Consider the following 24851-nt stretch of genomic DNA (forward strand, 5'->3'; position numbering starts at 1 on the left):
ACACTCTTCGCAGGCCGGTCGGACGGTGTTCGCCGCGTAAATTCGATGAAGTGAGCCATCGTCCAGTCATCAACAGACCGGCCGCCGCCGTCTCCGCCGTGCTGCTCGTGGTAGTCGCGCTGGTGGCCGGATGCACGTCCGACAAAGGCGGAAACAGCAACTCCGCCAAAGACAACACCCCCGTCGCGAAGGTCACGCTGACACCGGGCGCCGACGCCAAGAACGTCAATCCGACCGCACCGATCTCGGTCACCGTCACCGACGGCACCATCGATCAGATCGCGCTGACCAACGCCAACGGCAAGCGGGTCGCCGGCGAACTCGCCGCGGACAGGCACAGCTACCAGACCACCGAACCACTCGGCTACGACGCCAAATACACCTGGTCCGGCACCGTGGTCGGCATCGACCACAAGCCGGTCCCGATCGACGGCGCCTTCACCACGCTGGCACCGAAGAACACTTTCCCCGCGACGCTGAATATCGCCGATAACCAGGAAGTCGGTATAGCCGCCCCGATCATCTTGCAGTTCAAGGGATCTGTGCAGAACAAGGCCGCGGTGGAGAAGGCGCTCACCATCACCACCAATCCGCCGACCGAGGGCGCGTGGGCCTGGTTCCCGGACGACAACGGCGGCTCGCGCGTGCACTGGCGACCGAAAGATTACTGGGCGCCCGGCACCACCGTGCACGTCGCGGCCAAGCTCTACGGCCTGGATCTCGGCGGCGGAAACTATGGATATTCCGATCTCACTTCGGATTTCCGCATCGGCCGCAGCCAGATCGTCAAGGCCAGCGCACCGAGCCATCGTATGCAGGTCGTGCGCGACGGACAGGTCGTCGTCGATATCCCGGTCAGCTACGGCGAGGGCAATGAGGCGCGCAATGTCACCCGCTCCGGTGTGCACGTCGTCACCGAGAAGTACGAAGACTTCATGATGTCGAATCCGCCGTTCTACACCAATGTTCGCGAACGCTGGGCCGTACGCATCTCGAACAATGGCGAATTCATCCACGCCAATCCGGAATCCCTTTCGGCACAGGGGTCTTCGAATGTCACCAATGGCTGCATCAACCTGTCGCCGAGTGACGCGCAGGCCTACTTCCCGACCGCGCTCTACGGCGATCCGGTCGAGGTGACCGGTACATCGATCGCGCTGTCGGCTGCCGACGGCGATCTCTACGACTGGACCATCGACTGGAATACTTGGACCGGGTTGTCGGCATTGCAGGGCGAACCCAAGAATCCGGTGTCCGCGACACCGGTGCCGCCGCTGCCCGCCGGCGGTCGCTGAGCTAGGCAAACCCGGCGCGACATGCGACGATCGGTCAGGTGACCAGCAGACCAGCCACGGAGGACAACCTGCGCGAGCTCGCGCGCCTGCGTCGGGTCCGCGACCGGATCGACCGGGAGTACGCGCAGCCGCTCGACGTCGAGCGGCTGGCCCGCGACGAGCACATATCGGCCGGTCACCTGAGCCGTCAGTTCAAGCTCGCCTACGGCGAGTCGCCGTACTCCTACTTGATGACGCGGCGCATCGAGCGCGCGATGTCGCTGTTGCGGCGTGGCGATCTCAGCGTTACCGAGGTCTGTTTCGCGGTCGGCTGCCAGTCGCTGGGCACCTTCAGCACACGGTTCACCGAGCTGGTCGGAATACCGCCGAGCGCCTACCGGGAGCGGGCCGAGCACGCCCCGGTGGATCTGCCGACGCTCGTCGTGAAACGGGTGACGAGACCGATCAGGAATCGAGAAGCGCCGGTCAACTAGGGGCAACTAGCGTGAACGCCATGGACATCATCATTCAAGCGAGCTTCCTCCCACAGGACGACCCGGAGGCCGCCCTGGCCTTCTACCGCGACGCCCTCGGCTTCGAGCTGCGCAAAGACGTCGGATTCAACGGGATGCGCTGGCTCACCGTCGGCCCGGTCGACCAGCCGGGCACATCCATCGTCCTGCACCCGCCGGCCGCCGACCCCGGCATCACCGACGACGAGCGCCGCACCATCGCCGAGATGATGGCCAAGGGCACCTACGCCAGCATCCTGTTGGCTACCAAGGATGTCGACGCCACCTTCGAGAAGGTGCAGGCCACCAATGCCGAGGTCGTCCAGGAGCCGACCGATCAGCCATACGGGGTTCGCGACTGCGCCTTCCGTGATCCCGCCGGAAACATGGTCCGTATCCAGCAGTTGAGCTGAGCCTTCGCGCTCGACGCCGGTGGCGGCGGCCGCAAGCCACCGGTGTCGACCCCATGGCGAGCAAATTGCCACGACCACTGCCGAAGAAGTACCGAACGCACTGCTCGAAGCTGATTAGATCGAGGCAGTCGACTCCGACGGAGACCGCGCATGCGGCCCGCGCAACCAGATGGAGAACCGACCAGTTATGGCCAAGAAGACGGACACGCAAGCCCACGCTGCCGACAGCCACGATCTGATCCGCGTGCTCGGTGCACGCGTGAACAACCTCAAAGACATCAGCATCGAGATTCCGAAGCGCCGGTTGACGGTGTTCACCGGTGTTTCCGGCTCGGGCAAGAGTTCGCTGGTATTCGACACCATCGCCGCGGAGTCGCAGCGGCTGATCAACGAGACCTACAGCACCTTCGTGCAGGGCTTCATGCCCACGCTGGCGCGGCCCGATGTCGACGTGCTCGACGGGCTGACCACCGCGATCATCGTCGACCAGCAGCGCATGGGCGCCGACCCGCGCTCCACGGTCGGCACCGCCACCGATGCCAGTGCCATGTTGCGCATCCTGTTCAGCCGACTCGGCAAGCCGCATATCGGCTCGCCGCAGGCGTTCTCCTTCAATGTCGCGTCGATCAGCGGCGCGGGTGCGGTCGCGATCGAGCGCGCCGGGAAGACGGTGAAGGAGCGCCGCAGCTTCAGCATCACCGGCGGCATGTGTCCGCGCTGTGAGGGCAGGGGTTCGGTCAACGATATCGATCTGACCCAGCTGTACGACGATGCGAAATCGCTGAACGAGGGTGCGCTCACCATCCCCGGATACAGCATGGACGGTTGGTTCGGCCGCATCTTCACCGGCTGCGGCTTCTTCGATCCGGACAAGCCGATCAAGAAGTACAACAAGCGCGAACTCAACGATCTGCTTTACAAAGAGCCGACCAAGATCAAGGTCGATGGCATCAACCTGACCTACGAGGGCCTGATCCCGCGGATCCGCAAGTCGATGCTGTCCAAGGACGTCGACGCGCTGCAGCCGCATATCCGCGCCTTCGTGGAGCGGGCGGTCACCTTCCAGATCTGCCCCGAATGCGAGGGCACCCGGCTCAGCGAACTGGCGCGCTCGTCGAAGATCAAGGGCATCAGCATCGCCGACGCCTGCGCCATGCAGATCAGCGATCTGGCCGAATGGGTCAGCGGGCTGAAGGAGCCGTCGGTGGCGCCGCTGCTGACCTCGCTGCGGCACACCCTCGACTCGTTCGTGGAAATCGGACTCGGCTACCTGTCGCTGGAACGGCCCGCGGGCACGCTGTCGGGTGGTGAGGCGCAGCGCGTCAAGATGATCCGCCACCTCGGCTCCTCGCTCACCGATGTCACCTACGTATTCGACGAGCCCACCGCGGGGCTGCACCCGCATGACATCCAGCGGATGAACGAACTGCTGCTGCGGCTGCGGGACAAGGGCAATACGGTGCTCGTCGTCGAGCACAAGCCGGAGACGATCGTCATCGCCGACCACATCGTCGACCTGGGTCCCGGCGCGGGTACCGGCGGCGGCACCGTCTGCTTCGAGGGCAGCGTCGATGGGCTGCGCGGCAGTGGCACCATTACCGGCCGCCACTTCGACGACCGCGCCGCGCTGAAGGAGACGGTCCGAAAGTCCACTGGCGCGTTGGAGATTCGCGGTGCGTCGACCAACAACCTGCGGGACGTCGATGTAGACATTCCGCTCGGTGTGCTCGCGGTCATCACCGGCGTCGCGGGTTCAGGCAAGAGCTCGCTCGTGCACGGCTCCATTCCGGCCGGTGCGGCTCAGCTCGACGGCCGCTCCGCAAGCTCCGCGGACGTGGTGTCGGTCGATCAGGGCGCGATCCGCGGCTCCCGCCGAAGCAACCCGGCGACCTACACCGGACTGCTCGACCCGATCCGCAAAGCATTCGCGAAGGAAAACGGCGTCAAGCCAGCGCTTTTCAGCGCCAATTCCGAGGGCGCATGCCCCAATTGCAATGGCGCCGGCGTCATCTACACCGACCTGGCGGTCATGGCCGGTGTCGCCACCACCTGTGAGGTATGCGAGGGCAAACGGTTCCAGGCCGCAGTGCTCGAGTACCACCTCGGCGGCCGCGATATCAGCGAGGTACTCGCGATGTCGGTGACCGAGGCGCAGGAGTTCTTCAGCGACGGCGCGGCGCGCACACCGGCCGCGGAGAAGATCCTGGACCGGCTCGCCGATGTCGGGCTCGGCTACCTCACCCTCGGTCAGCCGCTCACCACGCTGTCCGGCGGCGAGCGGCAGCGGCTCAAGCTGGCCACCCATATGGCCGACAAGGGCGGCGTCTACGTCCTCGACGAGCCGACGACGGGCCTGCATCTCGCCGATGTCGAACAGTTGCTCGGCCTGCTCGACCGGCTGGTCGACTCGGGTAAGTCGGTCATCGTCATCGAGCACCACCAGGCGGTAATGGCCCATGCCGACTGGATCATCGACCTCGGTCCCGGCGCGGGCCACGACGGCGGCAAGATCGTCTTCGAGGGCACGCCCGCCGACCTGGTCGCCGAGCGCGCCACCCTGACCGGCGAACACCTGGCGGCATACGTCGGTGCCTGAATGAAGATCGCCCCCGCTTGGGAGAACCGTGCGGGGGCGAAACATATTCGGCGCGTGGCAATTACCGCGCGTTCTCCTTGACGAGCGAACCGTCCTTACCGAACGATTCGGTGTCGACGACCGCATCCTTGTGCTGCTTGGCGAGCAGATCGCGAATCTCGATGAGCAATTCGATCTCGGACGGCTCGGCCACCTTGGCGGTGCCGAAGCGGTTCTTCAGCGTCTTCATCGGCACCATAAGCACGAAGTACAGCACCGCCGCGACCAGCACGAAGTCGATGAGCGCGGTGATGATCGGCCCGATCGCGATGAAGGTGGCCGGCTTACCCGAGACCAGCTGAACGCCGAGCCCCAGCTCATTGGTCTTACCCAACACCGCGAGCAGCGGATTGACGATTCCCTTGGTCACCGCCGTCACCACCGAGGTGAACGCGGTACCCATGACCACCGCGACGGCGAGATCGATGACGTTCCCGCGCATCAGGAAATCTTTGAAACCCTTGAGCATGAGCCGAGCCACTCCAATCTGGTCTATCTGCGTTTCAAAACACCCGATGCTAACGTCCGCGCCACGCCGGAGCGAATTTGCAGCAATCGAGAAACGGTCGAATCAGATGGAGTATCGCCGATTCCGTCAGCCGCGGCGAGCGAAGCGTCCCGGACCGGCCTGGTCACGGGGCTTGACGATGATCTGGTCCAGATTCACATGTGACGGTCGCGACGCGACGAACCCGATGATCTCCGCGATATCCTGCGCGACCAGCGGATCAATGCCCTCGTACACCTTGGCGGCACGCTCCTCGTCTCCGGCGAATCGCACCAGCGAGAACTCGGTTTCTACTGCGCCGGGCGCGATTTCGGTGAGCCGCACCGGCCGGCCGAGCAGTTCGCCGCGCAATGTGCGGTGCAGTACGGCCTGTGCGTGCTTGGCCGAGGTGTAGCCGGAGCCGTTGTCGTAGGCCTCGAAGGCGGCGACCGAGGTGATGGTGACGACGAGCCCGTCGCCCGAGGCGATCAGCTTCGGCAGCAACGCCTTGGTCACCCGCAGCGTGCCGAGCACATTGGTTTCCCACATCCAGCGCCAGTCGTCCAGATCCGCCTCGGCCACCGGTGCCAGACCCTTCGCGCCGCCCGCATTGTTGACGAGCACATCGGCGTTCTCGATCGCTTCGGTGAACGCGCGTACGGAATCGTCCGAGGTCACATCGAGTTCGAGTGCGGTGCCACCGATTTCGTCGGCGAGGTGCCGCAGCCGATCGAGCCTGCGCGCACCGACGACCACGTGATAGCCCTGTTTGGCGAGTTCCCGGGCGGTGGCCTCCCCGATTCCCGAGCTGGCTCCGGTGACGACGGCAGTGCGAATGCTCATGATCCCGATCCTAAGTGCCGACCATTTCGAGCGACCTGCAAGCAGTCGCTACGGAGACGTTTGCCGGCGAGCCCGGCTGTTGCCCGGATCACCGCACCGGACCGGCCGCCGTTAGCCTCGGTGGCATGGCTATTCGGGAAGCGGTCAGTGCGGACGGAACGAGCATCGTCTATCGGGTCGGCGGCCCGGCAGACGGCAGGCCGCTGGTGCTGGTGCACGGTTGGTCGGCCAATCTGCAGTGCTGGGGCGCGGCCGCGGACGAGCTGGCCGAGCGCTTCCGGGTGCTCGCCGTCGACCTGCGCGGCCACGGCTACTCCGGCGCCCCGGAAACCGGCTACGACGATCCGAAGAACTGGGCCGCCGATATCGCCGCGGTGCTCGCCGCCGAGGGCATCCAATCCGATGCGGTGCTGCTCGGCTGGTCCTACGGCGGCATCGTGATCAGCGACTATCTGACCGCATACGGCACCGACGCGGTCGCGGGCGTCATCTACTCCGGTTCGATGGCCAATATCGGTCGCGCACCCGGTGCACAGACCGGTTCGGCCATGCAGGAGGCCATTCCCGGTGTGTTCGAGGAGAGTGCGGGCAGGGCGTTGCGCGCGTTCGGCGCCTTCGGCAATGCGAATACCGGACCCGGTCCGGACAAAGGCGTCGATGCCCAGCGCATCTTCGGTGCGAGCCTCGGCACGCCGCCCCGGGTGCGCAAGGCGCTGTTCTACCGGACCGTCGACAACACCGAAACGCTACGTGCCCTGGACATTCCGGTGCTGGTCCTGCATGGAACCAAGGATCCCGTCGTGCCGATCGAGAACGGTCGCTACATCCTCGACGCGGTGCCCGACGGCCGCGGTTCGTTCTGGGAGGACGCGCAGCACGGGCTGTTCATCGAGGATCGGGCCCGCTTCGTCGCCGAGGTGAGCGCGTTCGTCGACGGTCTGAAATAGCCGTCCGAAATTCGCTGGCGCCGCACGCTCGGCTCGAGCAGACTTGTCGTGTCCCGGTGCCAAGATCAGCGCCGGGCAGATATTTGCACCGCGCGTGAGAACCCTCACGAAACTGCTGTGACGACTGTCACTCGGCCCGGTTATGGCGTCTGGGTTGGGCAATCCAACGTGCACTATGGATGGTGTGAGTCAACGCCCGGACCTACGGCCGAATCGGATCGCCGTGTTATCGGTGCACACCTCACCACTTGCTCAACCGGGTACCGGCGATGCAGGCGGCATGAACGTCTATGTCCTGCAAACCGCAATTCAGCTGGCCCGACGCGGCACCGAGGTCGAGATTTTCACCCGGGCCACCTCCTCGAACGTCCCGCCGGTCCAGGAGGCCGCCCCGGGGGTTCTGGTGCGCAATGTGGTGGCGGGCCCGTTCGAGGGGCTGGACAAGCACGACCTGCCGACCCAGCTGTGCCCGTTCACGGCCGAGGTGCTGCGCCAAGAGGCCAGACACCAGCCCGGACATTACGACCTCGTCCATTCGCACTACTGGCTATCCGGTCAGGTCGGCTGGCTGGCGCGCGATCGCTGGCGGGTGCCGCTGGTGCACACCGCGCACACCTTGGCGGCGGTGAAGAACGCGGCGCTGGCCGAGGGCGACTGCCCCGAACCCGCGACCCGCGAGATCGGCGAGAAGCAGGTGATCGCCGAGGCCGATCGCATGGTCGCCAATACCGCGGAGGAGGCGCGCCAGCTCATCGAGCTGTACGGCGCCGATCCCGAGCGCATCGATGTGGTGCCGCCCGGCGCGGATCTGACTCGCTACTGTCCCGGTGAAAAGGCCGCGGCCCGAGCCGAATTGGGCCTGGCCACCGACGAGCGGATCGTCGCGTTCATCGGCCGCATCCAGCCGCTCAAGGCCCCGGATGTGCTGGTCCGCGCGGCCGCCGAGCTGCTGCACCGCGACCCGGCGCGCAAGCTGCGGGTGCTCATCGTCGGCGGACCGTCCGGCACCGGACTGGAGCGTCCCGATTCACTGATCGAACTCGCGGCCGCGCTCGGCATCGCCGAGCACGTCACCTTCCTGCCGCCGCAGCCGCCGGATCGCCTGGTCCAGGTGTATCGCGCCGCCGACCTGGTCGCGGTGCCCAGCTACAACGAATCCTTCGGCCTGGTCGCCATCGAGGCGCAGGCCAGCGGCACCCCGGTACTCGCGGCCGATGTCGGCGGACTCGGCACCGCCGTGCGGCACGGTGAGACCGGTCTGCTCGTCCCCGGGCATCGGACTCCGGACTGGGCCGATGCCCTCGGCCACCTGCTCGACGACGGCGAGCGACTACGTCGGATGGGTTTGCGCGCGGTCGAGCACGCCGGGCATTTCTCCTGGGAGCACACCGCGGACGGACTGCTCGCCAGCTATTCGGCGGCGCTGGCCGATTTCCGTGCGGTGCGCGCCGGTCTCGGTGCGGGCCCGCGCAAGGTCTTCGAGGCCGCGCGGGCGGAGCTGCCGGAGGAACGCACTAGCCTCACGGGTGAACGCAGTGCTGTTCTCCTCGGCGAGATCAGTCAGGCCAGATCGCGGGCGCTGTGGCGGCGCCGGACGGGAGCGCACCGATGAGCACGGCAGCCGCGACCGCACAGTTGATCGACGAAGCGCTGCGCGAGCGCGAAATCGAGTACACCCATCCCAGCCAGGAGACGTTCGTCGTCATCCTGCCCGGTGAGCGCAAACTCAAGACCACCGTGATGCTCACCGTCGGCAAGCACGGACTGCGGATCGAATCGTTCGTCTGCCGCAAGCCCGACGAGAACTTCGAGGGCGTCTACAAATTCCTGCTGCGTCGCAACCGCCGGCTCTACGGTGTGGCCTACACCCTGGACCGCGTCGGCGATATCTATCTGGTCGGCCGAATGGCCACCCATGCTGTTACCTCCGATGAACTGGATCGGATCTTCGGCCAGATCCTCGAGGCCGTCGACGCCGATTTCAATGTCCTGCTGGAACTCGGCTTCGCCGAATCCATTCGCCGGGAATGGAAGTGGCGGGTATCGCGCGGCGAATCCCTGCAGAACCTGCGCGCCTTCGAGCATCTGGTGGAAACCGCCGACCAGCCCTGAGCTCGTCGCCGTGCTCGCATGCAGACTCGCTGTCGTGAGCACAGACCTCCCATTGCCGGTGTGAGCCTGCGACTGTGGGTGCACAGACGGAGGCTCGAGTGCGGACCGGGGTCCGGATCCGAGCAGGGGTTCCTCGACGTCGATCCGACACCGACACGCTCGACGTGGGCGACAATCGCGCTGTGGGAATGGGCCGCGAGGTACAGGAAGGCAGCCCGGCGATGATGGTTCTTGCTCTGGATATCGGTGCGACGAAATTCGCCGCCGGGGTGGTCTACGGGGGTCGGAAGGTACGCGATGTGCGGCGGGTCGATGTGCCGCGGGAATCGGTGTGGGCGGCGTGCCGCGACCTGCTGCTGGAGGTGGCCGGTGACGCGACGGTCTCGGCGATCGGGATCGGTTCGGCCGGCCCGGTCGATGTGCGCACCGGTGTCACCAGTCCGCTGAACATTCCGGAATGGAAGCCGGGCTTTCCGGTCGTGGCCGAGGTGCAGCGGCTGTTCCCTTCCGCCGCAGTGCGATTCGCCATCGACGGCGCCTGCCTTGCCCTGGCCGAACATCACGTCGGCGCGCTGCGTGGCATTGCGAACGGCCTGGCCATGACGGTCTCCTCGGGCATCGGCGGCGGCATCATCGCCGACGGTCGGGTGGTGCTCGGGCGCACCGGCAATGCCGGACACGTCGGCCATATCGTGGTGCCGGGTTGGGATGTCCCGTGTGAATGCGGCGGCGTCGGCTGCGTCGAGGCGATCGCCAGCGGTATGTCATCGGTGCGCTGGGCGCGCGAACAGGGTTGGCGCGGCGAGACCGGCGCCGGGCTGGCGAAGGCCGCGCACACCGGCAACGAGATCGCACTCGCCGCGCTGCATCGGGCCGGAACCGCGCTCGGCACGGCCATCGCCTCCGCGGCCTCGACGCTCGATATCGATCGGGTGGTGATCGGCGGCGGCTTCGCGCAATCGGGTGAACCCCTGTGGGAACCGCTGCGCGCGGCACTGACCCGGCACGCGGGTTTGGACTTCCTGCGCGAGCTGCAGGTGGTGCCGTCGCGAATCACCAATGGCGCCACCCTGGTTGGCGCGGGTGTGCTCGCCGCGGGCCACGATACGGCCGATGCCATCTCCTGAGCAGTGGGAACGGATGCGAGCCCGGTTCGCGTACATGCCAGAATGGCCTGCATGACGTACACCCTCGTGTTGCTGCGCCACGGCGAGAGCGAATGGAATGCCATGAACCTTTTCACCGGTTGGGTGGATGTGCACCTGACCGATAAGGGCATCGCCGAGGGCAAGCGCGCCGGGGAACTGTTGGCCGAACACGGCATTCTGCCCGATATCGTCTACACCTCCGTGCTGCGGCGCGCGATCAGTACCGCGAATATCGCGCTGGACGCCGCCGACCGGCACTGGATCCCGGTCGTGCGCGACTGGCGTCTGAACGAGCGCCACTACGGCGATCTGCAGGGCAAGAACAAGGCGCAGGTCCGCGACCAGTACGGCGACGATCAGTTCATGCTGTGGCGGCGCAGCTACGACACTCCGCCGCCGCCGATCGACCCGTCGAACGAGTACAGCCAGGAGAGCGATCCGCGCTACGACGGCATCGACGTCCCCAAGACCGAATGCCTGCTCGACGTGGTGAACCGGATGGTCCCGTACTGGGAGTCGACCATCTCCAAGGATCTGCTCTCGGGCAAGACTGTTCTCGTTGCGGCGCACGGGAATTCGCTGCGCGCGCTGGTCAAGCACCTGGACCGGATCTCCGATGACGATATCGCCGGGCTGAACATCCCCACCGGTATTCCGCTGCGCTACGAGCTGGACGAGAACTTGCGCCCGGTTCGCCCGCGCGAATACCTGGACCCCGAGGCCGCCGCCGCGGGGGCCGCGGCCGTCGCCAGCCAGGGCGGCAAATAAGCACCTATCTCGATACAAACGCGCCGCGACCGGCCTCGGTCGCGGCGCGTTGTCGTTTCTAGGCAGGACACAGCTGATCCGCTTGCGGCGTCGCGCTGTTTGTCTCGATCGGAAATGGGCCGGTGCGTGGGTCGCGGTCGGTTAGCTGTGATCGTCTGGGTTAGTGTGAATTCTGCAGGTTGGCGTGGTCTTTCCCAGTATTGCGCAGGCATTATGCGAGGTCGGTTCCTGTATGTGAACCGACATTCGTACCGCGATCTAAGTAGCCCTCAGTTCGAACTTACTCGTCGGTATGTAAGCTCTGGTCGTTCGACCAGTCCGAGAGGCGGATCACCCCTGATGCAGACAATGTTGCGTGCCACCGTGGCGGTAGTCGCCACGGTGGTGCTCATTCCATTCGTCACCCAGAGCGCGATCGCCACGTCGGCGCCGTCCGGTCCCGACGGTGGCGCGGCCGGCGCCGCCTGGGCCGCGACCGAGGACGGACCCCAGCAGTACCCGAATGTGAATATCCAGTGGGATGTGCCGATCACCATGAGCGACGGGACCGTCCTGAAGGGCAATGTGTACCGTCCGGCGGATGCGGCGGGTCGCCCGATCGACACCCCGACGCCCACGGTGGTGAATCTGACGCCGTACACCAAACTGGTCTCGAACATCGCCGACAGCGCCATGTCCATTCCGGGCCTGTCCGATGCGCTGATCGAACTGTTCCGCCGGATCGACCTCAGCGGCACTCCGCTCTCCGGCGTCACCGATCTGACCAAATCCTTCGGCGGCGGCGAACTGCGCAACTTCGCCGTCGACCGCCAGCTCATCAAGAGCGGCTACACCCAGGTCGTGGTCGACGTGCGCGGCACCGGCTTCTCCCAGGGCACCTGGGACATGCTGCGTCAGCGTGAACAGCAGGACACCTACGAAGTCATCGACTGGACCGCGCGTCAGCCGTGGTCCGACGGCCGCATCGGCATGAACGGCCTGTCCTATTCGGGCATCAACCAGATCCAGGTCGCCACGATGCATCCGCCCGCACTGCAGGCGATCTTCCCGGTAGTGCCCGGCAGCGACCTGGTCAACGATGTGCTCGCACCCGGCGGCGGCTTCGGCTTCAACTTCATTCCGCTGTGGCTGACCGCTATCAACGGCCTCAAGCTGGTTCCGGATGTGGCGTCGATACTCAACGGGCAGTTCGATATGAAGTGGCTCGCGGATCGCGCGAAGGATCCGTTCACCTTCATGGATGTGCTGCTCAATGTCTACAGCACCACCCGGATCGAGGATCTGGACCCGCGCGCCAAGGAACTGCTGACCGGTTCGTCGGCGTCGCGCGCGGCCTGGCTCAGCGATCCGGGCCAGATCCAGGTGCCCACCTTCGTCACCGGTGGCTGGCACGATCTGTTCACCTACTCCGAATCCAAGATCTACAACGAGATTCCGCTGCCCGCGGGCCGGAAACAGCTGCTGATGGGCAATACGTACCACATCGGCTCGGGCAACGAATACGGCAAGCCCGGTCTGCCGCCGCGCCTGGATGTGCTGCAGCGCGCGTGGTTCGACAAGTGGCTCAAGGGAATCGACAACGGCATCGATCAGTACGGCCCGATCACCTTGCGGCAGCAGGGCGGCGGCTGGATCACCACCGACTCGTTCGCCGATCCGCAGGCCGGTGCCCAGGATGCCGAATATCGCCGAATGTACCTGTCCGCCAACCGAAGTGGCACCGCGAACAGCCTGAACGACGGATCATTGCTCGCCACCGCGAGCCCGGACTCGGCGCGCCTCACCGTCGCGCCAGGCCTGACTACCCTGTGCTCCAACGACGCAGCGCAGGGTAGTGCGGGTTTCCTCTCGATCATCGATGGCTGCGCCAAGGACTCGCGGATCGCCGAGTTGAACGGGCTCACCTTCACCAGCGACCCGGTCGCCGAGCCGACCACCATCTCCGGCCGAATCGCCGTGCACCTCGATACCGTTCAGGATGGGACCGATGGCTACTGGGTGGTCACGGTGAACGATGTCGCGCCGGACGGTCAGTCCACCGTGCTCTCCTCCGGCCAGTTGATGGCGTCGCTGCGTCAGGTCGACGAGGCGAACAGCACCCGTTCCGCCAGTGGCGATTACACAGATCCGCGGCCCTATACATCGTTGGACCTGCGTCAACCGACCGTGCCGGGGGAGCAGACGACCCTCGATATCACCCTGCCCGCCACCGAGGCGATTCTGCAGCCGGGCCATCGCCTGCGCATGGATGTCTTCGCGGGCAACTTCCCCAAGGGCCTGCCGATACTGCCGATGCTGATCGATACGGGTCTGAAACCACAACACGTGCAACTGGATCCGAATCGGCCGAGTTTCGTGAATCTTCCGGTGCGGGGCAACCCGGGCTGGTAAGCCGTATCCGGCCCGAGCGTGCACCTCTCGCGCATTCAAGCTCGAATCCGCGGGGTATGGGCGGTCGTGCACGCTCGGACCGGTCGCTAGTCGGCCACGGCGAATGCCGCTTCCAACGGCGGGAAGACCGCGCGGGCATCCGCGCCGCCGAACCAGAGGCCGACGGTGAAGACCGAGGTGGCCTCGAGATATTTGGCGCGATGCAGTCCGCCCGCCGACATCGGTTGCAGCCCGAGATCTTCCGCCAATGCGGCGACCTGTTGCACCGCGGCAGCATCGTCACCGCAGATCGGCACCGCCAGCCTGCGGTCCTCGAAGACGCGGGCCGGTGATTCCCACACCTCGGCGGCACATACGTTGAACGCCTTCACCACGTTCGCCTCGGGAATCGTCGCCGCGATGCGAGCGGCGACCGCGTCCTCGGACAGTACGAAAGCCAGAACTCCTTGCGGCGCGGCCTCGTCCGGGAGGAACGCATTGGTGCAGTCGATCACCGTCCGGCCGGCAAGTTCTCCGCGGATTTCACCCAGTACTTCGTCAAGGGCACTTACCGGCAGTGCCAACAGCACGACCGCTCCGAATTCGGCAGCCGCGCCGATACTTCCGCCCCGTGCTGCGTGCCCGATGGTTGCTGCCAGCGCATCCGCGGCCGCTCGGGACCGAGCGCCGATGACGACCTCGTGCCCGGCCGCGGCCCAGCCGCCGCCGAGTGCCTTCGCCATCGCGCCGGCCCCGATGATTCCGATTTGCATATCAACTCCTGGTTCGGGATGTATTCGGCACCGACGCTAGGGATTTCGATAGGCACTCGAAGGTGCGCAATGACGATGGCAGGCTGGTGTCATGACGGTCGAACATGCCGAACCCGTGGAATTCGCGACCTATGGCGACTACGAGGCCGACTGTCCGGCCCGCCTCGGCGTCGACCTGTTCGGCAACCGCTGGCTCTCGGTCATCGTCTATATGCTGCGCGACGGCCCGATGCGTCCCGGCGACCTGCGCATGGCCATCGGCGGCATCAGCCAGAAGATGCTCACCCAGACATTGCGCCGCATGCAGACCATGACCCTCATCGAGCGCCACCGCTACGCCGAGGCCCCGCCGCGCGTCGAGTACGAACTGACCGAAGCCGGACGCGATCTGCTCATTCCGATCTACGCCCTCGGCGAATGGGTAGACCGCCACGGCGACTCGGTGCGGTCGGCAATGTCGGATTCGCAGGAGTGAAAACGATCCGGACTCTCTCGCGCGAACAACGCGTAAACAAGCGGCTAACGGGCCTGGAAGTGCCCATGACCTGCGCGAAACTTCGCGTACCCCGAGTTGGGTTGTCGGTCGGCGACCGTACGATTCAAGTGTGAGTGTTCCCCAGGCCGTCCTTCTGGCAGTCCTCGCGGCTGTCGTCGGCCTGGCAGTCGGCGGGCTACTGATCCCGTTCATGAACGCCAGGCAGGCCGCCCGCAGACAGGCGGATTCCGGTCTCACCATGTCCCAGGTGCTCGACCTGATCGTGCTCGCCTCCGAGAGCGGAATCGCGGTCGTGGACGAATACCGCGATGTGGTGCTGGTCAATCCGCGCGCCGAGGAACTGGGCCTGGTCCGCAATCGGCTGCTCGACGAACGCGCCTGGGCCGCGGTGGAGAAGGTGCTCGCCACCGGCGAATCCACCGAATTCGATCTCACCGCGGAGAAGCCGATGCCCGGCCGCAGCCGGATCGCGGTGCGCGGAGTGGCCAGGCAGCTATCGCGCGAAGAGACCAGTTTCACGGTGCTGTTCGCCGACGACGATTCCGAGCAGGCCCGCATGGAGGCGACCCGCCGCGACTTCGTCGCCAATGTCAGCCATGAACTCAAGACTCCGGTCGGCGCGATGAGCCTGCTGGCCGAGGCCATGCTGGAATCCGCCGAAGATCCCGACGCGGTCCGGCACTTCGGTCAGCGCGTACTCGGTGAATCCCGGCGCCTGGGCAAGATGGTGACCGAGTTGATCGCGCTCTCGCGACTGCAGGGTGCGGAAAAGCTACCCGAGCTCGAGGTGGTCGACGTCGACTCCGTGGTCACGCAGGCGGTCGATCGCTCCCGAACCGCCGCCGAGGCCGCGGGCATCACCGTCAGCACCGATCGCCCGAGCGGACTCGAGGTGCTCGGCGACGAAACCCTGCTCGTCACCGCACTGTCCAACCTGGTCGAGAACGCGATCGCGTACTCACTCGCGGGTTCCCACGTTTCGGTGAGCCGCTCACTGCGCGGCGATCACGTCGCGATGGCCGTGACCGATCGCGGCATCGGTATCGCCAAGGAAGACCAGGAGCGGGTCTTCGAACGATTCTTCCGATCCGATAAGGCGCGCTCGCGCGCCACCGGTGGTACCGGGCTCGGCCTGGCTATCGTCAAGCACGTGGCGGCCAACCACAACGGTGAAATCACCCTGTGGAGCAAGCTCGGCACCGGATCGACGTTCACCCTGCGAATACCTGCCCACCATGAAGCCGACGGCGAAGAAGAGGTCGACGGTTCCCCGGTGAGCATGAGAGAAACACACCCGCGCCCCACGGGGCCGGGCAGACCGAATGGTGTGGAGGCACGCAGATGACGAGTGTTCTGATCGTCGAAGATGAGGAGTCGCTGGCCGATCCGCTCGCGTTCCTGCTGCGCAAGGAGGGATTCGAGGTCACCGTGGTCGGTGACGGACCGTCCGCGCTCGCCGAATTCGACCGCTCCGGCGCCGATATCGTGCTGCTCGACCTCATGCTGCCCGGCATGAGCGGCACCGACGTGTGCAAACAGCTGCGCACTCGCAGCGGCGTACCGGTGATCATGGTCACCGCGCGCGACAGCGAGATCGACAAGGTGGTCGGCCTGGAGCTCGGCGCCGACGACTACGTCACCAAGCCGTACTCGGCGCGCGAACTGATCGCCCGCATCCGGGCCGTGCTGCGCCGCGGCGCGGGCGATGAACTGGACGGCAGCAATGAGAGCGGTGTGCTCGAGGCCGGACCGGTCCGGATGGATGTCGACCGCCACACCGTGCACGTCAACGGCAGGCAGGTCACCCTGCCGTTGAAGGAATTCGATCTGCTCGAATATCTGCTGCGCAACTCCGGGCGAGTGCTCACCCGGGGCCAGCTGATCGACCGGGTCTGGGGCGCCGACTACGTCGGCGACACCAAGACCCTCGACGTGCACGTCAAGCGGTTGCGCTCGAAGATCGAGGGCGATCCGGCCAAGCCGGAGCACCTCGTCACCGTCCGCGGCCTCGGCTACAAGCTCGAGGCTTGACGGTCAGCGCCCACTAAGAGTTCCTACAAAGCTCAGCACCGAGGCCCCGACAACCTCGGTGCTGCCGCGTATCCGAATCAGGGCAGGTAGACCCAGGTGGGGCCGAGGCCGGGGACGTCCTGCTTGTGCAGGGTGATCCAGCCGAGATCGTCTTCCTGCATGCATTCGTAGACGTCGGCCGCGCTGGTGCCGCGGCACGCGATGGTGTGGGTGACGCCGTACGGGCTCATGATCAGGTTCTTGCCGTTCGCCTGGGCGTTGATCGCCTCGGGGGTGTTGGCGGGCAGGAAGTCGGCGGTGAAATCGGCGTATTTGGCCGGGTCGCCGTTGGGTTCGGCGTGCGCGGCACCGGTCAGTGCAGCGGTGGCGCCGAGCGCGATGGCGGTCAGGGTCAGGGCTTTCTTCAACATGACCGCACATCCAACCGCATGTGAGTAAAGCCTGCATGGCGGGCAGGTGAATCGCCCGCAATGCAAGCCTCACGCCGACTGGTCGGCGATTGGTTGGTCGGATTTCATCCGGTCGGCATGCACGGTCGCGGGATGGATCGCGATGAGGCCGAGTCCCTCGCGCCGCTTGCAGTGCCTGGCCAGCTCTTCGTACGCGGGTGCACCGAGCAATTCCTTCAGCTCGGGACCGTAGGACTGCCATACCGGACGGGCGCCGACATGGGCGTCGGGGGAGCCGGAGCAGTACCAGTCCAGATCCTCGCCGCCGGGACCCCAGCCGCGCCGGTCGTATTCGGTGATGGTGGTCTTCAGGATCTGCACGCCGTCTGGGCGCTCCACCCAATCCTGGGTGCGCCGGATCGGCAGCTGCCAGCACACATCCGGCTTCACCTCGAGCGGCTCGATGCCCTTGCGCAGCGCCATGGTGTGCAGCGCGCAGCCGACGCCGCCCTCGAAGCCGGGGCGGTTCAGGAAAATGCAGGCGCCGTCGAAGCGGCGGGTCCGCAGGGCGGGCTCGTCCTCCAGTTCGTCGAGCTCCAGATAGCCCTTCTTGGTGATCTTGCCCTCGGCATCGGTCGCCTCGTCCATCAGCTGCCAGTCGCTCGGTGTGAGCATTTTCACAGCATTGGTCAGACGCTTGCGGTCGTCCTTGTCGGAGAGGAACGCACCGTGCGAGCAGCAGCCGTCATCGGGGCGGTCGCTCAGAATTCCCTGACAGGCCGGAGTGCCGAAGACACACGTCCAGCGCGACAGCAGCCAGGTCAAATCCGCGACGATCACATGCTCGTCGTTTGCTGGATCCACGAACTCGATCCATTCACGGGGAAAGTCGAGATCGACCTCCGGCGCCGGATCGATCTTCCGCGCTGGTGGTGGCCTCTTGGCGCCGCTCACGACTGCGCCTCGCCGGCGCTCGGCTCCGTCGTGCGCGGCGCCGGGCTGTGCCTGCTGGTTCGTTCGCTGCGCTCACTCACTGCTGCGCCTACCGTCACACTTCAGGACGCTAACAGTTCAGTCGCCTGGGCTAAAGGGCCGGTTCACCCAGTACCGTATTCATGTGCGGCTTGGGGTACTCGATGTCGGAAGCAATACCGTCCACCTGCTTGTGGTGGACGCCCATCGCGGTGGTCACCCGATGCCGATGAGCTCGACAAAGGCCACTCTCCGGCTATCGGAGAACATGGATTCCGAGGGCTGCATCACGGTCCAGGGGGCCGAACGGCTGATCGCGACGGTCGCCGAATTCGCCAGCATCGCCGAGACTTCCCGCTGCGTCGAGCTGATGCCATTCGCGACCTCCGCGCTGCGTGAGGCCGCGAACTCCGATGAAGTCCTCGCCAGGGTCCGCGCCGAAACCGGCGTCGAACTGCAGGTGCTCTCCGGCGTCGACGAGGCCCGGCTGACCTTCCTCGCCGTGCGCCGGTGGTACGGCTGGAGCGCGGGCCGGATCCTCAATCTCGACATCGGCGGCGGCTCGCTGGAAATGACCAACGGCGGCGACGAGGAACCCGATCTCGCGGTCTCGCTGCAACTCGGCGCCGGAAGATTGACCAGAGAATGGCTGCGCGAGGATCCACCGGGCAAACGCCGCGTCGCGGTGCTGCGCGATTGGCTCGACGCGGAACTCGTAGCACCCGCGAAACAGCTGCTGGACGTGGGGAAACCGGATCTCGCGGTCGGCACATCGAAGACATTTCGGTCACTTGCCCGGTTGACCGGAGCGGCACCCTCTTCGGCCGGGCTGCGGGTTCGCCGTACACTCACCAGCTCAGGTCTGCGCCAACTGATTGCCTTCATCTCGAGAATGACGGCGGCGGACCGTGCAGAATTGGAAGGCGTAAGTTCCGATCGGTCACAGCAATTGGTGGCTGGCGCACTGGTCGCGGAGGCGAGTATGCGGGCACTATCGCTGGACACCCTCGAGATTTGTCCGTGGGCACTGCGCGAGGGGCTGATCCTGCGCAAACTGGATACCGATATGAACGGCGGACCGAGGGCTACGGCATTGTCGGGTGCCGTTGTGGAAACGAGCGGTAAGCCGGTGCCCGGCGGCGGTCTATCGGGCCCGATCGAAACGGTGTCGTCATGAGTGAGGATTCCAAGCAGCTATCGGTTGCCGAGCTGCTGGCACGAAACGGCCAGCAGGGCGCGGCATCGCCCGGTGGCGGCGGACGGCGGCGGCGCAGTGGCCGCGGCATCTCGGTTGCCGAGCTGACCGGTGATCTGCCTGCCATTCCGGCGGGCGGCGGCGGTGGCCATTCCGCGCACGCCGCACCCGAGGACGACGAACCGGCGTACGAACCGCCGTCGTACGAGTCCAACGGGTACGAGTCCAACGGGTACGACGCGTCGGGTTACCAACCCTCCGGTTTCCAGTCCGGCGGGTACGCGGGGTCCGGTTTCGAAACGCCTGCGCCGGAACCCACTTCGTACGCAGCGCCGGATCCAGCGCCGTACGCCGCACCCGAATCACCCAACTACTCGCCGATGTCGGGGCCGATCACCCGGTACGACCCGCTTTCGGCCTACGCCGCTCCGGAGGCGCCCGCCGATCCGCTGCCCGCGCCGGGATATTCGAGCCGGATCATGCCGGGGCGGGAAATGCCGGGCGCGGATTCGTCGCGGCATTCCGCACCCGCGGATCCGCTGTACGCACCGGCGCCCGATCCCTACACCCCGGCACCGGATCCGTATGCGCGGGACCCGCTTGCAGATGGCGCGGTCGGCTCCGGACGCACCGGCCGCAGACGTCGGCATGCCGAACCGGAGGAAGAGACCACCGACGTACAGCCGCTGCGCGATCTCGGCCACGGCATCGGCGCGCCGCCCGAAAGCCCGCCGAGCGGATCGAGATCCGGCGGCCGGGCCGCTCGGCGACGCGCGGCGGAGGCCGAGGCCGAGGCGAACAACGCCGGACCCTCGACCGCTCCGTGGTCGCCGTCCACCAGTGGCTTCGCACCGGAATCCGCGCCGCTGCCGATGCCCCCGCGGCCGGACGGTCCGGCGCGCGGCGCCCATCCCGAGCCGCCGGATCAGCGAAGATCCGCACGACTGGACGGTCCGGCCGATGGCGGTCTGCCCGCCTGGTCGGTGCGAAGACATGTACCGCCCAAGGGCAATGCGCCCGAATCCGAGAACATCCCCACCGCCGCGTGGTCGCTGGCCAGTCAGGATCAGCAGCTCGTCTCCGGCCAGACCGTGGCGGGCGACCTGCTGCGCGACGAAGTCGAACGTGCCGAGGCCGAGCGGGCGAACGGGCGTGCCGCCGAACGCAACGGGCGTGGGCGACGTGGCCGATCACAGCCCGCCGAGCCGGATGTGTACGACGGTCTGACCGATGTGTACGAACCGTTCCCGACCGGTGATGTCCTCGACGACGACGAGGATTTCGACGACGACGATGTCGATTCGGATCACTCGTTCGCCTCCCGCCTGTCCCCGAGACGCGCTCGCTCGCGGGTCGCACGCAAGTCGGAGTACGACGCCAATCGCCGCCAGTGGATGATTCTCGGTGGTCAGAGCACCGGTGCCGCGGTCGCCGGAATGTTGCTCTTCAAGGGCTTCGAGCGCATGTGGGAAATGCTGCCCTGGGTCGCGCTGTGCCTGGCGATGATCGTGATCCTTGGCCTGGTGGCGCTGGTGCGAATACTGCGGCGCACCGATGACATCCTCAGCACGGTGATAGCCGTCGTCGTCGGCATCTTCGTCACCCTGGGACCGCTAGCCTTTCTACTCAGTACGAACTGAGCAGGGAGCAGGCTGTGGGGAACATCGGGCAGGCGGACGACACCAGAACGGCGAGCGTGGCCAAGGGGCGCGCTCCCGATCCCGACGTGCGTACCGAACCCGATTCGCCGGTCGAAGCGGCCGGCGGATTCGACGCTCAGCAGATCCTCGTCGGTCTCTCGACGGCCTCGGTCTATCCGCAGAACACCGAGGCGGCCTTCCGATACGCGGCCGAAATCGGTTACGACGGCATCGAATTGATGGTCTGGGCCGAGCCGGCCAGCCAGAGCATCGCCACCGTCCAGGCCTACTCGCGCAAATACAGTGTGCCGGTACTGGCGATCCACGCACCGTGCCTGCTGATCTCGCAGCGGGTCTGGGGCTCGGATCCGGTGGCCAAACTCGAGCGCAGTGTGCGCACGGCCGAGGCGCTCGGCGCGGGCACCGTGGTGGTGCATCCGCCGTTCCGCTGGCAGCGCAGGTATGCGCAGGGCTTCGCCGATCAGGTGGCCGAGCTGGAGGAGCACAGCCACGTCATCGTCGCGGTGGAGAATATGTTCCCCATGCGCGCGGACAGCCTCTTCGGCCGCAAAACCGGGTCGGCGAAGCGGCTGGAGCGCCGCGGCGGTCCCGGTCCCGGCCTGACCGCCTTCAGCCCGTCCTACGATCCGACCGATACCGGATTCCGGCACTACACCCTCGATATCTCGCATACCGCGACCGCGGGCGCCGATCCGTTGGCGTTGGCCGCGCGGATGGGCACCGGGCTCGCGCACCTGCATCTCGCCGACGGCCGCGGTGCGGCGCACGACGAGCATCTGGTGCCGGGCGAGGGCACGCAGCCATGTGTCGAGCTCTGCGCGGCACTGCTGCGCTCCGGTTTCGCCGGTCACGCGGTCGCCGAGATCAACACCCAGAATGCCCGTACCGCCCAGGGCCGCACGAGCATGCTGAACCGCACGCTGGACTTCGCCAGAGCACACCTCAACGCGCCCGCTCCGGCCCCGACGCACGCCAATCAGGTGTGACGCCGCACCGATCTGTCAGCAGAGGGGAATTCCGACCCCGAATCGCTTCGTTCTACGCTGTACGAACGCTGCGCCCCGCCGACGCGGCCGACCGACGACAGGAGTGACGATGCCGGAGCTGACCGCCGAACTCGCGCAGGCCATCACGACGGACGCACCCTTCAGCCGGGTGTGCACACTGACCGAACTGCTGTCGGCCAATCCGGATACCGGCCGCTACCTGGGCATAATCGACAAAATCTGGACCATCGGGCCGAAGGTGCACGGCGGCACCATGGTCGCGACCAGCGCCGCTGCGGCCACTCGCTGGCTGCGCGCCTCCGATCCGGCCCTGGTGGCCATGGCGCCCATCGCGGCGAGCTCCGATTTTCTCGGTGCACCGGAGCCCGGTGAGGTCGAGTACGAGGTGCACATCCGCAAGGTCGGTCGCCAGATCTGCCTGGTCGATGTGGACCTGCTCCAGAGCGGGCGCACGCTGGTGCGCACCGCGTTCACCTTCGGTCATCTCGATGATGCCGACCCGATCTACGCACAGCAGCATGCTGACATGCCGATCGAGCCGCCCGCCGACGCCGTCGGTTACCGGGATTCGTCGATGGGCAAGGTCGTCCATGTGGCGCGCGGCGCCGAACTATTCATCGACCGGGAGTGGGCCCGATTCCTCGACGGTGCGAAAGGTGAACCGCGCCTGCGTCTTTGGATGCGCCCATTCGAAGGTGACCAGCAGGATCCGGATATCGCCATGTACTTCGCGATCATGTCCGCCGATATGAGCCCGCCGGTCCCGGCGAACCTCGGCCAGACCGGTTGGGCCCCGACGGTTCAGATGACGACCTACCTGCGCCGCCGCCCGGCCCCGGGTTGGTTGCGGATCATCGCGACCAGCCACGAGATCGGCGAGCGCATGTTCGACGAGGACCAGCTGATTCTCGACTCCACCGGTGCGGTCGTCGCGCAGAGCCGTCAGCTCGCGCTGGTGCCGCAGCGGCGATAGGACCACTGGCTCTTCCCCAGCGCCGAGCCGATATGGTCGCGCGACTAGCCTTAAGGCCCATGACGAGAGTTGCGGTGATCGGTGGCGGTCGCATCGGGGAGGCGTTGATCGCCGGATTGCTCGAATCCGGACGGGCGGCGAAGGATCTGGTCGTCGTCGAGACGCATGCCGATCGGGCCGAACTCATCGGCGACCGCTTCGGCGTACGGGTCACCGATTCGATCGCGGACGCGATCGTAGGTGCGGATGTCGTGGTCATCGCGGTCAAGCCGGGGGATGTGGATACGGTCCTGACCCAGCTCGGCAAGGCCGAACTCGATGCCGACCGGGATCAGATCCTGGTGTCGCTGGCGGCAGGTGTGCCGACGGCGCGCCTGGAGAACAAGCTGCCCGCCGGTTTCCCGGTGGTCCGGGTGATGCCGAATACCCCGATGCTGGTCGGCCAGGGCATGAGCGTGCTCGCGCCGGGCCGCTATGCCCGGCCGGAACAGTTGGCCCAGGTGACCGAGCTGCTCGCCGCGGTCGGCAAGGTGGCGACCGTGACCGAGGCGCAGATGGATGCGGTGACCGCGGTCTCGGGTTCCGGACCCGCGTACTTCTTCCTGGTGGTCGAGGCCATGGTCGATGCCGGCGTCGGGCTCGGCCTGACCCGCGACGTCGCCACCGAACTCGTGGTGCAGACCATGCTCGGCTCGGCCGCGCTGCTCGAGAGCTCCGGACAGACCGCTGCCGAGCTGCGTGCCGCAGTGACCTCGCCGGCGGGCACGACCGCCGCAGCGGTGCGTGAATTGGAGCGTGGCGGGGTGCGTTCGGCCTTCCTCGAGGCATTGCACGCGGCGAAGCAACGATCCGCCGAACAGGGTGCCAACGACGGTGCGGGCGGCAGCACTTCCTGAGATGTCTCGGGTGGGAGTTGATCAAACACCGAACGTCTACGGGGTGACCGGTCGGTTCCGTGCGTGTGAACCTGATTTCTCACACCCGTCGCAGTAATCCCACTGGTCCCGCTAAGCTTCAAGGAGCACGTGCGTGTCTGTTCCGCCGGTGGGGAAGCCGGCGGCGCGGACGTGCCGGAGGTCAGTGGTGCGATGATGTCTAACAAGATGTCTGCAAATAGTTCAGGGACGTCGCCAGGAAGTTCCGGACCATCGGGTGGCCGGGCTAATTCCCGGACCCAAGGCGGTTCGGGAACTCCGACGCAATCGGTGCTCGGCGGAGGTACTCAGTTCCTCACCGTCGCAGAGGTTGCGAATCTGATGCGAGTGTCCAAGATGACGGTCTATCGACTGGTGCACTCGGGTGAGTTGCCCGCCGTACGGGTCGGTCGGTCGTTCCGGGTGCATGCCAAGGCGGTGCACGACTATTTGGAGACGTCCTACTTCGACGCTGGATGAGGCGGTTTCATCAGCTCGACGGTGTCCCGGTAGGATGAACCCTCGGTTCGTGTGCGCCTGCCGGCGGCACCGCTTTGTGGTGTCCGGTGCCAGCTGGCGGCGCGGACGCTGAAATATGCGTACGTGATTGGCGTGCGCGCCGAGTAGAGAGAACGCGAGGACAACCCTATGGGTTCTGTGATCAAGAAGCGCCGCAAGCGCATGTCGAAGAAGAAGCACCGCAAGCTGCTTCGCCGCACGCGTGTTCAGCGGCGCAAACTCGGCAAGTGAGTTGCTGCGCGTTAGCTGAGAGGCCCGTCACCGATTGGTGGCGGGCTTTTCTTTTTGAAACAGCAAATTTTGAAAGTTGCCCATGTATCGGGTGACTGAAGTCATCGTTAGATCCTGGTTAATACCCTCTGCGCATCGGAGTCGACCGGTTACTCTGATACCGCAGCAAATGGAATTGGGG

25 protein-coding genes are annotated in these 24851 nt (G+C 66.1%); 20 read left to right on the forward strand and 5 right to left on the reverse strand.

What is annotated here, in order from left to right; all coding sequences use genetic code 11:
* The first annotated feature begins 50 nt into the window (after window positions 1–50).
* The 4 genes from ACFYOW_RS34865 to ACFYOW_RS34880 all read left to right on the forward strand — a co-directional run bounded on the left by ACFYOW_RS34865 (window position 51) and on the right by ACFYOW_RS34880 (window position 4795).
* Window positions 51–1295, forward strand: coding sequence for an Ig-like domain-containing protein (locus ACFYOW_RS34865; protein ID WP_387294319.1), 1245 nt, complete (start codon window positions 51–53; stop codon window positions 1293–1295).
* 38 nt (window positions 1296–1333) lie between these two features.
* Window positions 1334–1768 carry a helix-turn-helix transcriptional regulator gene (locus ACFYOW_RS34870; protein WP_387294320.1) on the forward strand — a complete coding sequence of 145 codons (435 nt, stop codon included), beginning with the start codon at window positions 1334–1336 and terminating at the stop codon, window positions 1766–1768.
* A gap of 20 nt (window positions 1769–1788) precedes the next feature.
* Window positions 1789–2199: a VOC family protein gene (locus ACFYOW_RS34875; RefSeq protein ID WP_364472274.1), complete on the forward strand. Its 411-nt coding sequence runs from the start codon at window positions 1789–1791 to the stop codon at window positions 2197–2199.
* Between the two features lie 187 nt (window positions 2200–2386).
* Window positions 2387–4795: an ATP-binding cassette domain-containing protein gene (locus ACFYOW_RS34880; protein WP_387294321.1), complete on the forward strand. Its 2409-nt coding sequence runs from the start codon at window positions 2387–2389 to the stop codon at window positions 4793–4795.
* 61 nt (window positions 4796–4856) lie between these two features.
* Here ACFYOW_RS34880 and mscL read toward each other — a convergent pair whose 3' ends face one another.
* Both mscL and ACFYOW_RS34890 read right to left on the reverse strand, forming a co-directional pair.
* Window positions 4857–5303 (reverse strand): large conductance mechanosensitive channel protein MscL, encoded by a 447-nt coding sequence (mscL, locus tag ACFYOW_RS34885; RefSeq protein WP_387294322.1) that lies wholly within the window; start codon window positions 5301–5303, stop codon window positions 4857–4859.
* 126 nt (window positions 5304–5429) lie between these two features.
* A complete protein-coding gene (locus ACFYOW_RS34890) occupies window positions 5430–6164 on the reverse strand; it encodes an SDR family NAD(P)-dependent oxidoreductase (protein WP_387294323.1) in 735 nt (244 codons plus the stop codon).
* Between the two features lie 125 nt (window positions 6165–6289).
* Between ACFYOW_RS34890 and ACFYOW_RS34895 the strand changes: the two genes are divergently transcribed.
* The 6 genes from ACFYOW_RS34895 to ACFYOW_RS34920 all read left to right on the forward strand — a co-directional run bounded on the left by ACFYOW_RS34895 (window position 6290) and on the right by ACFYOW_RS34920 (window position 13530).
* Window positions 6290–7111: an alpha/beta fold hydrolase gene (locus tag ACFYOW_RS34895; protein ID WP_387294324.1), complete on the forward strand. Its 822-nt coding sequence runs from the start codon at window positions 6290–6292 to the stop codon at window positions 7109–7111.
* Window positions 7112–7286: 175 nt separating this feature from the next.
* The gene (gene mshA / locus ACFYOW_RS34900; RefSeq protein WP_387294325.1) at window positions 7287–8723 is read left to right on the forward strand and encodes a D-inositol-3-phosphate glycosyltransferase; all 1437 of its coding nucleotides are present in this window, start codon (window positions 7287–7289) and stop codon (window positions 8721–8723) included.
* Complete coding sequence (locus ACFYOW_RS34905; protein ID WP_387294326.1) at window positions 8720–9223, forward strand: YbjN domain-containing protein; 504 nt, start codon at window positions 8720–8722, stop codon at window positions 9221–9223. Before mshA ends, ACFYOW_RS34905 begins: the two co-directional genes overlap by 4 nt.
* 221 nt (window positions 9224–9444) lie before the next feature.
* On the forward strand, window positions 9445–10350 hold the full coding sequence (locus ACFYOW_RS34910) for an ROK family protein (protein ID WP_387294468.1): 906 nt from the start codon (window positions 9445–9447) through the stop codon (window positions 10348–10350).
* Between the two features lie 51 nt (window positions 10351–10401).
* Entirely contained in the window at window positions 10402–11139 is a 738-nt protein-coding gene (locus ACFYOW_RS34915) for a phosphoglyceromutase (RefSeq protein WP_063046068.1), read from the forward strand.
* Between the two features lie 339 nt (window positions 11140–11478).
* Complete coding sequence (locus ACFYOW_RS34920; protein WP_387294327.1) at window positions 11479–13530, forward strand: CocE/NonD family hydrolase; 2052 nt, start codon at window positions 11479–11481, stop codon at window positions 13528–13530.
* Window positions 13531–13616: 86 nt separating this feature from the next.
* Here ACFYOW_RS34920 and ACFYOW_RS34925 read toward each other — a convergent pair whose 3' ends face one another.
* Complete coding sequence (locus ACFYOW_RS34925) at window positions 13617–14282, reverse strand: NADPH-dependent F420 reductase (RefSeq protein WP_387294328.1); 666 nt, start codon at window positions 14280–14282, stop codon at window positions 13617–13619.
* Between the two features lie 91 nt (window positions 14283–14373).
* On the opposite strand from ACFYOW_RS34925, the gene ACFYOW_RS34930 reads away from it, so the two are divergent.
* The 3 genes from ACFYOW_RS34930 (at window position 14374) to ACFYOW_RS34940 (ending at window position 16809) form a co-directional block, all read left to right on the forward strand.
* Entirely contained in the window at window positions 14374–14757 is a 384-nt protein-coding gene (locus ACFYOW_RS34930) for a winged helix-turn-helix transcriptional regulator (protein WP_387294329.1), read from the forward strand.
* A 130-nt stretch (window positions 14758–14887) separates the two neighbouring features.
* The gene (locus ACFYOW_RS34935) at window positions 14888–16123 is read left to right on the forward strand and encodes a sensor histidine kinase (RefSeq protein WP_387294330.1); all 1236 of its coding nucleotides are present in this window, start codon (window positions 14888–14890) and stop codon (window positions 16121–16123) included.
* Complete coding sequence (locus tag ACFYOW_RS34940) at window positions 16120–16809, forward strand: response regulator (RefSeq protein ID WP_387294331.1); 690 nt, start codon at window positions 16120–16122, stop codon at window positions 16807–16809. The genes ACFYOW_RS34935 and ACFYOW_RS34940 overlap by 4 nt, the downstream gene beginning before the upstream one ends.
* 77 nt (window positions 16810–16886) lie before the next feature.
* Here the strand turns inward: ACFYOW_RS34940 and ACFYOW_RS34945 are convergent, their stop codons facing one another.
* Window positions 16887–17219, reverse strand: coding sequence for a hypothetical protein (locus ACFYOW_RS34945; protein ID WP_387294332.1), 333 nt, complete (start codon window positions 17217–17219; stop codon window positions 16887–16889).
* A gap of 69 nt (window positions 17220–17288) precedes the next feature.
* Window positions 17289–18152 (reverse strand): hypothetical protein, encoded by an 864-nt coding sequence (locus ACFYOW_RS34950; RefSeq protein ID WP_387294333.1) that lies wholly within the window; start codon window positions 18150–18152, stop codon window positions 17289–17291.
* 163 nt (window positions 18153–18315) lie between these two features.
* Here ACFYOW_RS34950 and ACFYOW_RS34955 point away from each other — a divergent pair, with 163 nt between their 5' ends.
* From ACFYOW_RS34955 to ACFYOW_RS34985, 7 genes are all read left to right on the forward strand, one after another.
* Complete coding sequence (locus tag ACFYOW_RS34955; RefSeq protein WP_387294334.1) at window positions 18316–19347, forward strand: hypothetical protein; 1032 nt, start codon at window positions 18316–18318, stop codon at window positions 19345–19347.
* Complete coding sequence (locus ACFYOW_RS34960; protein ID WP_387294335.1) at window positions 19344–21005, forward strand: hypothetical protein; 1662 nt, start codon at window positions 19344–19346, stop codon at window positions 21003–21005. The genes ACFYOW_RS34955 and ACFYOW_RS34960 overlap by 4 nt, the downstream gene beginning before the upstream one ends.
* Window positions 21006–21148: 143 nt before the next feature.
* Window positions 21149–22012 carry a sugar phosphate isomerase/epimerase family protein gene (locus ACFYOW_RS34965; protein ID WP_387294469.1) on the forward strand — a complete coding sequence of 288 codons (864 nt, stop codon included), beginning with the start codon at window positions 21149–21151 and terminating at the stop codon, window positions 22010–22012.
* A gap of 109 nt (window positions 22013–22121) precedes the next feature.
* The gene (locus ACFYOW_RS34970) at window positions 22122–23006 is read left to right on the forward strand and encodes a thioesterase family protein (RefSeq protein ID WP_387294336.1); all 885 of its coding nucleotides are present in this window, start codon (window positions 22122–22124) and stop codon (window positions 23004–23006) included.
* Between the two features lie 59 nt (window positions 23007–23065).
* The gene (proC, locus tag ACFYOW_RS34975; RefSeq protein WP_387294337.1) at window positions 23066–23902 is read left to right on the forward strand and encodes a pyrroline-5-carboxylate reductase; all 837 of its coding nucleotides are present in this window, start codon (window positions 23066–23068) and stop codon (window positions 23900–23902) included.
* A gap of 207 nt (window positions 23903–24109) precedes the next feature.
* Window positions 24110–24400, forward strand: coding sequence for a helix-turn-helix domain-containing protein (locus ACFYOW_RS34980; protein WP_245721189.1), 291 nt, complete (start codon window positions 24110–24112; stop codon window positions 24398–24400).
* A gap of 168 nt (window positions 24401–24568) precedes the next feature.
* Window positions 24569–24670, forward strand: coding sequence for a 30S ribosomal protein bS22 (locus tag ACFYOW_RS34985; protein WP_003402602.1), 102 nt, complete (start codon window positions 24569–24571; stop codon window positions 24668–24670).
* The last annotated feature ends 181 nt before the right edge of the window (window positions 24671–24851 follow it).

Source organism: Nocardia sp. NPDC006982 (assembly GCF_042869435.1).
GTDB lineage: Bacteria > Actinomycetota > Actinomycetes > Mycobacteriales > Mycobacteriaceae > Nocardia.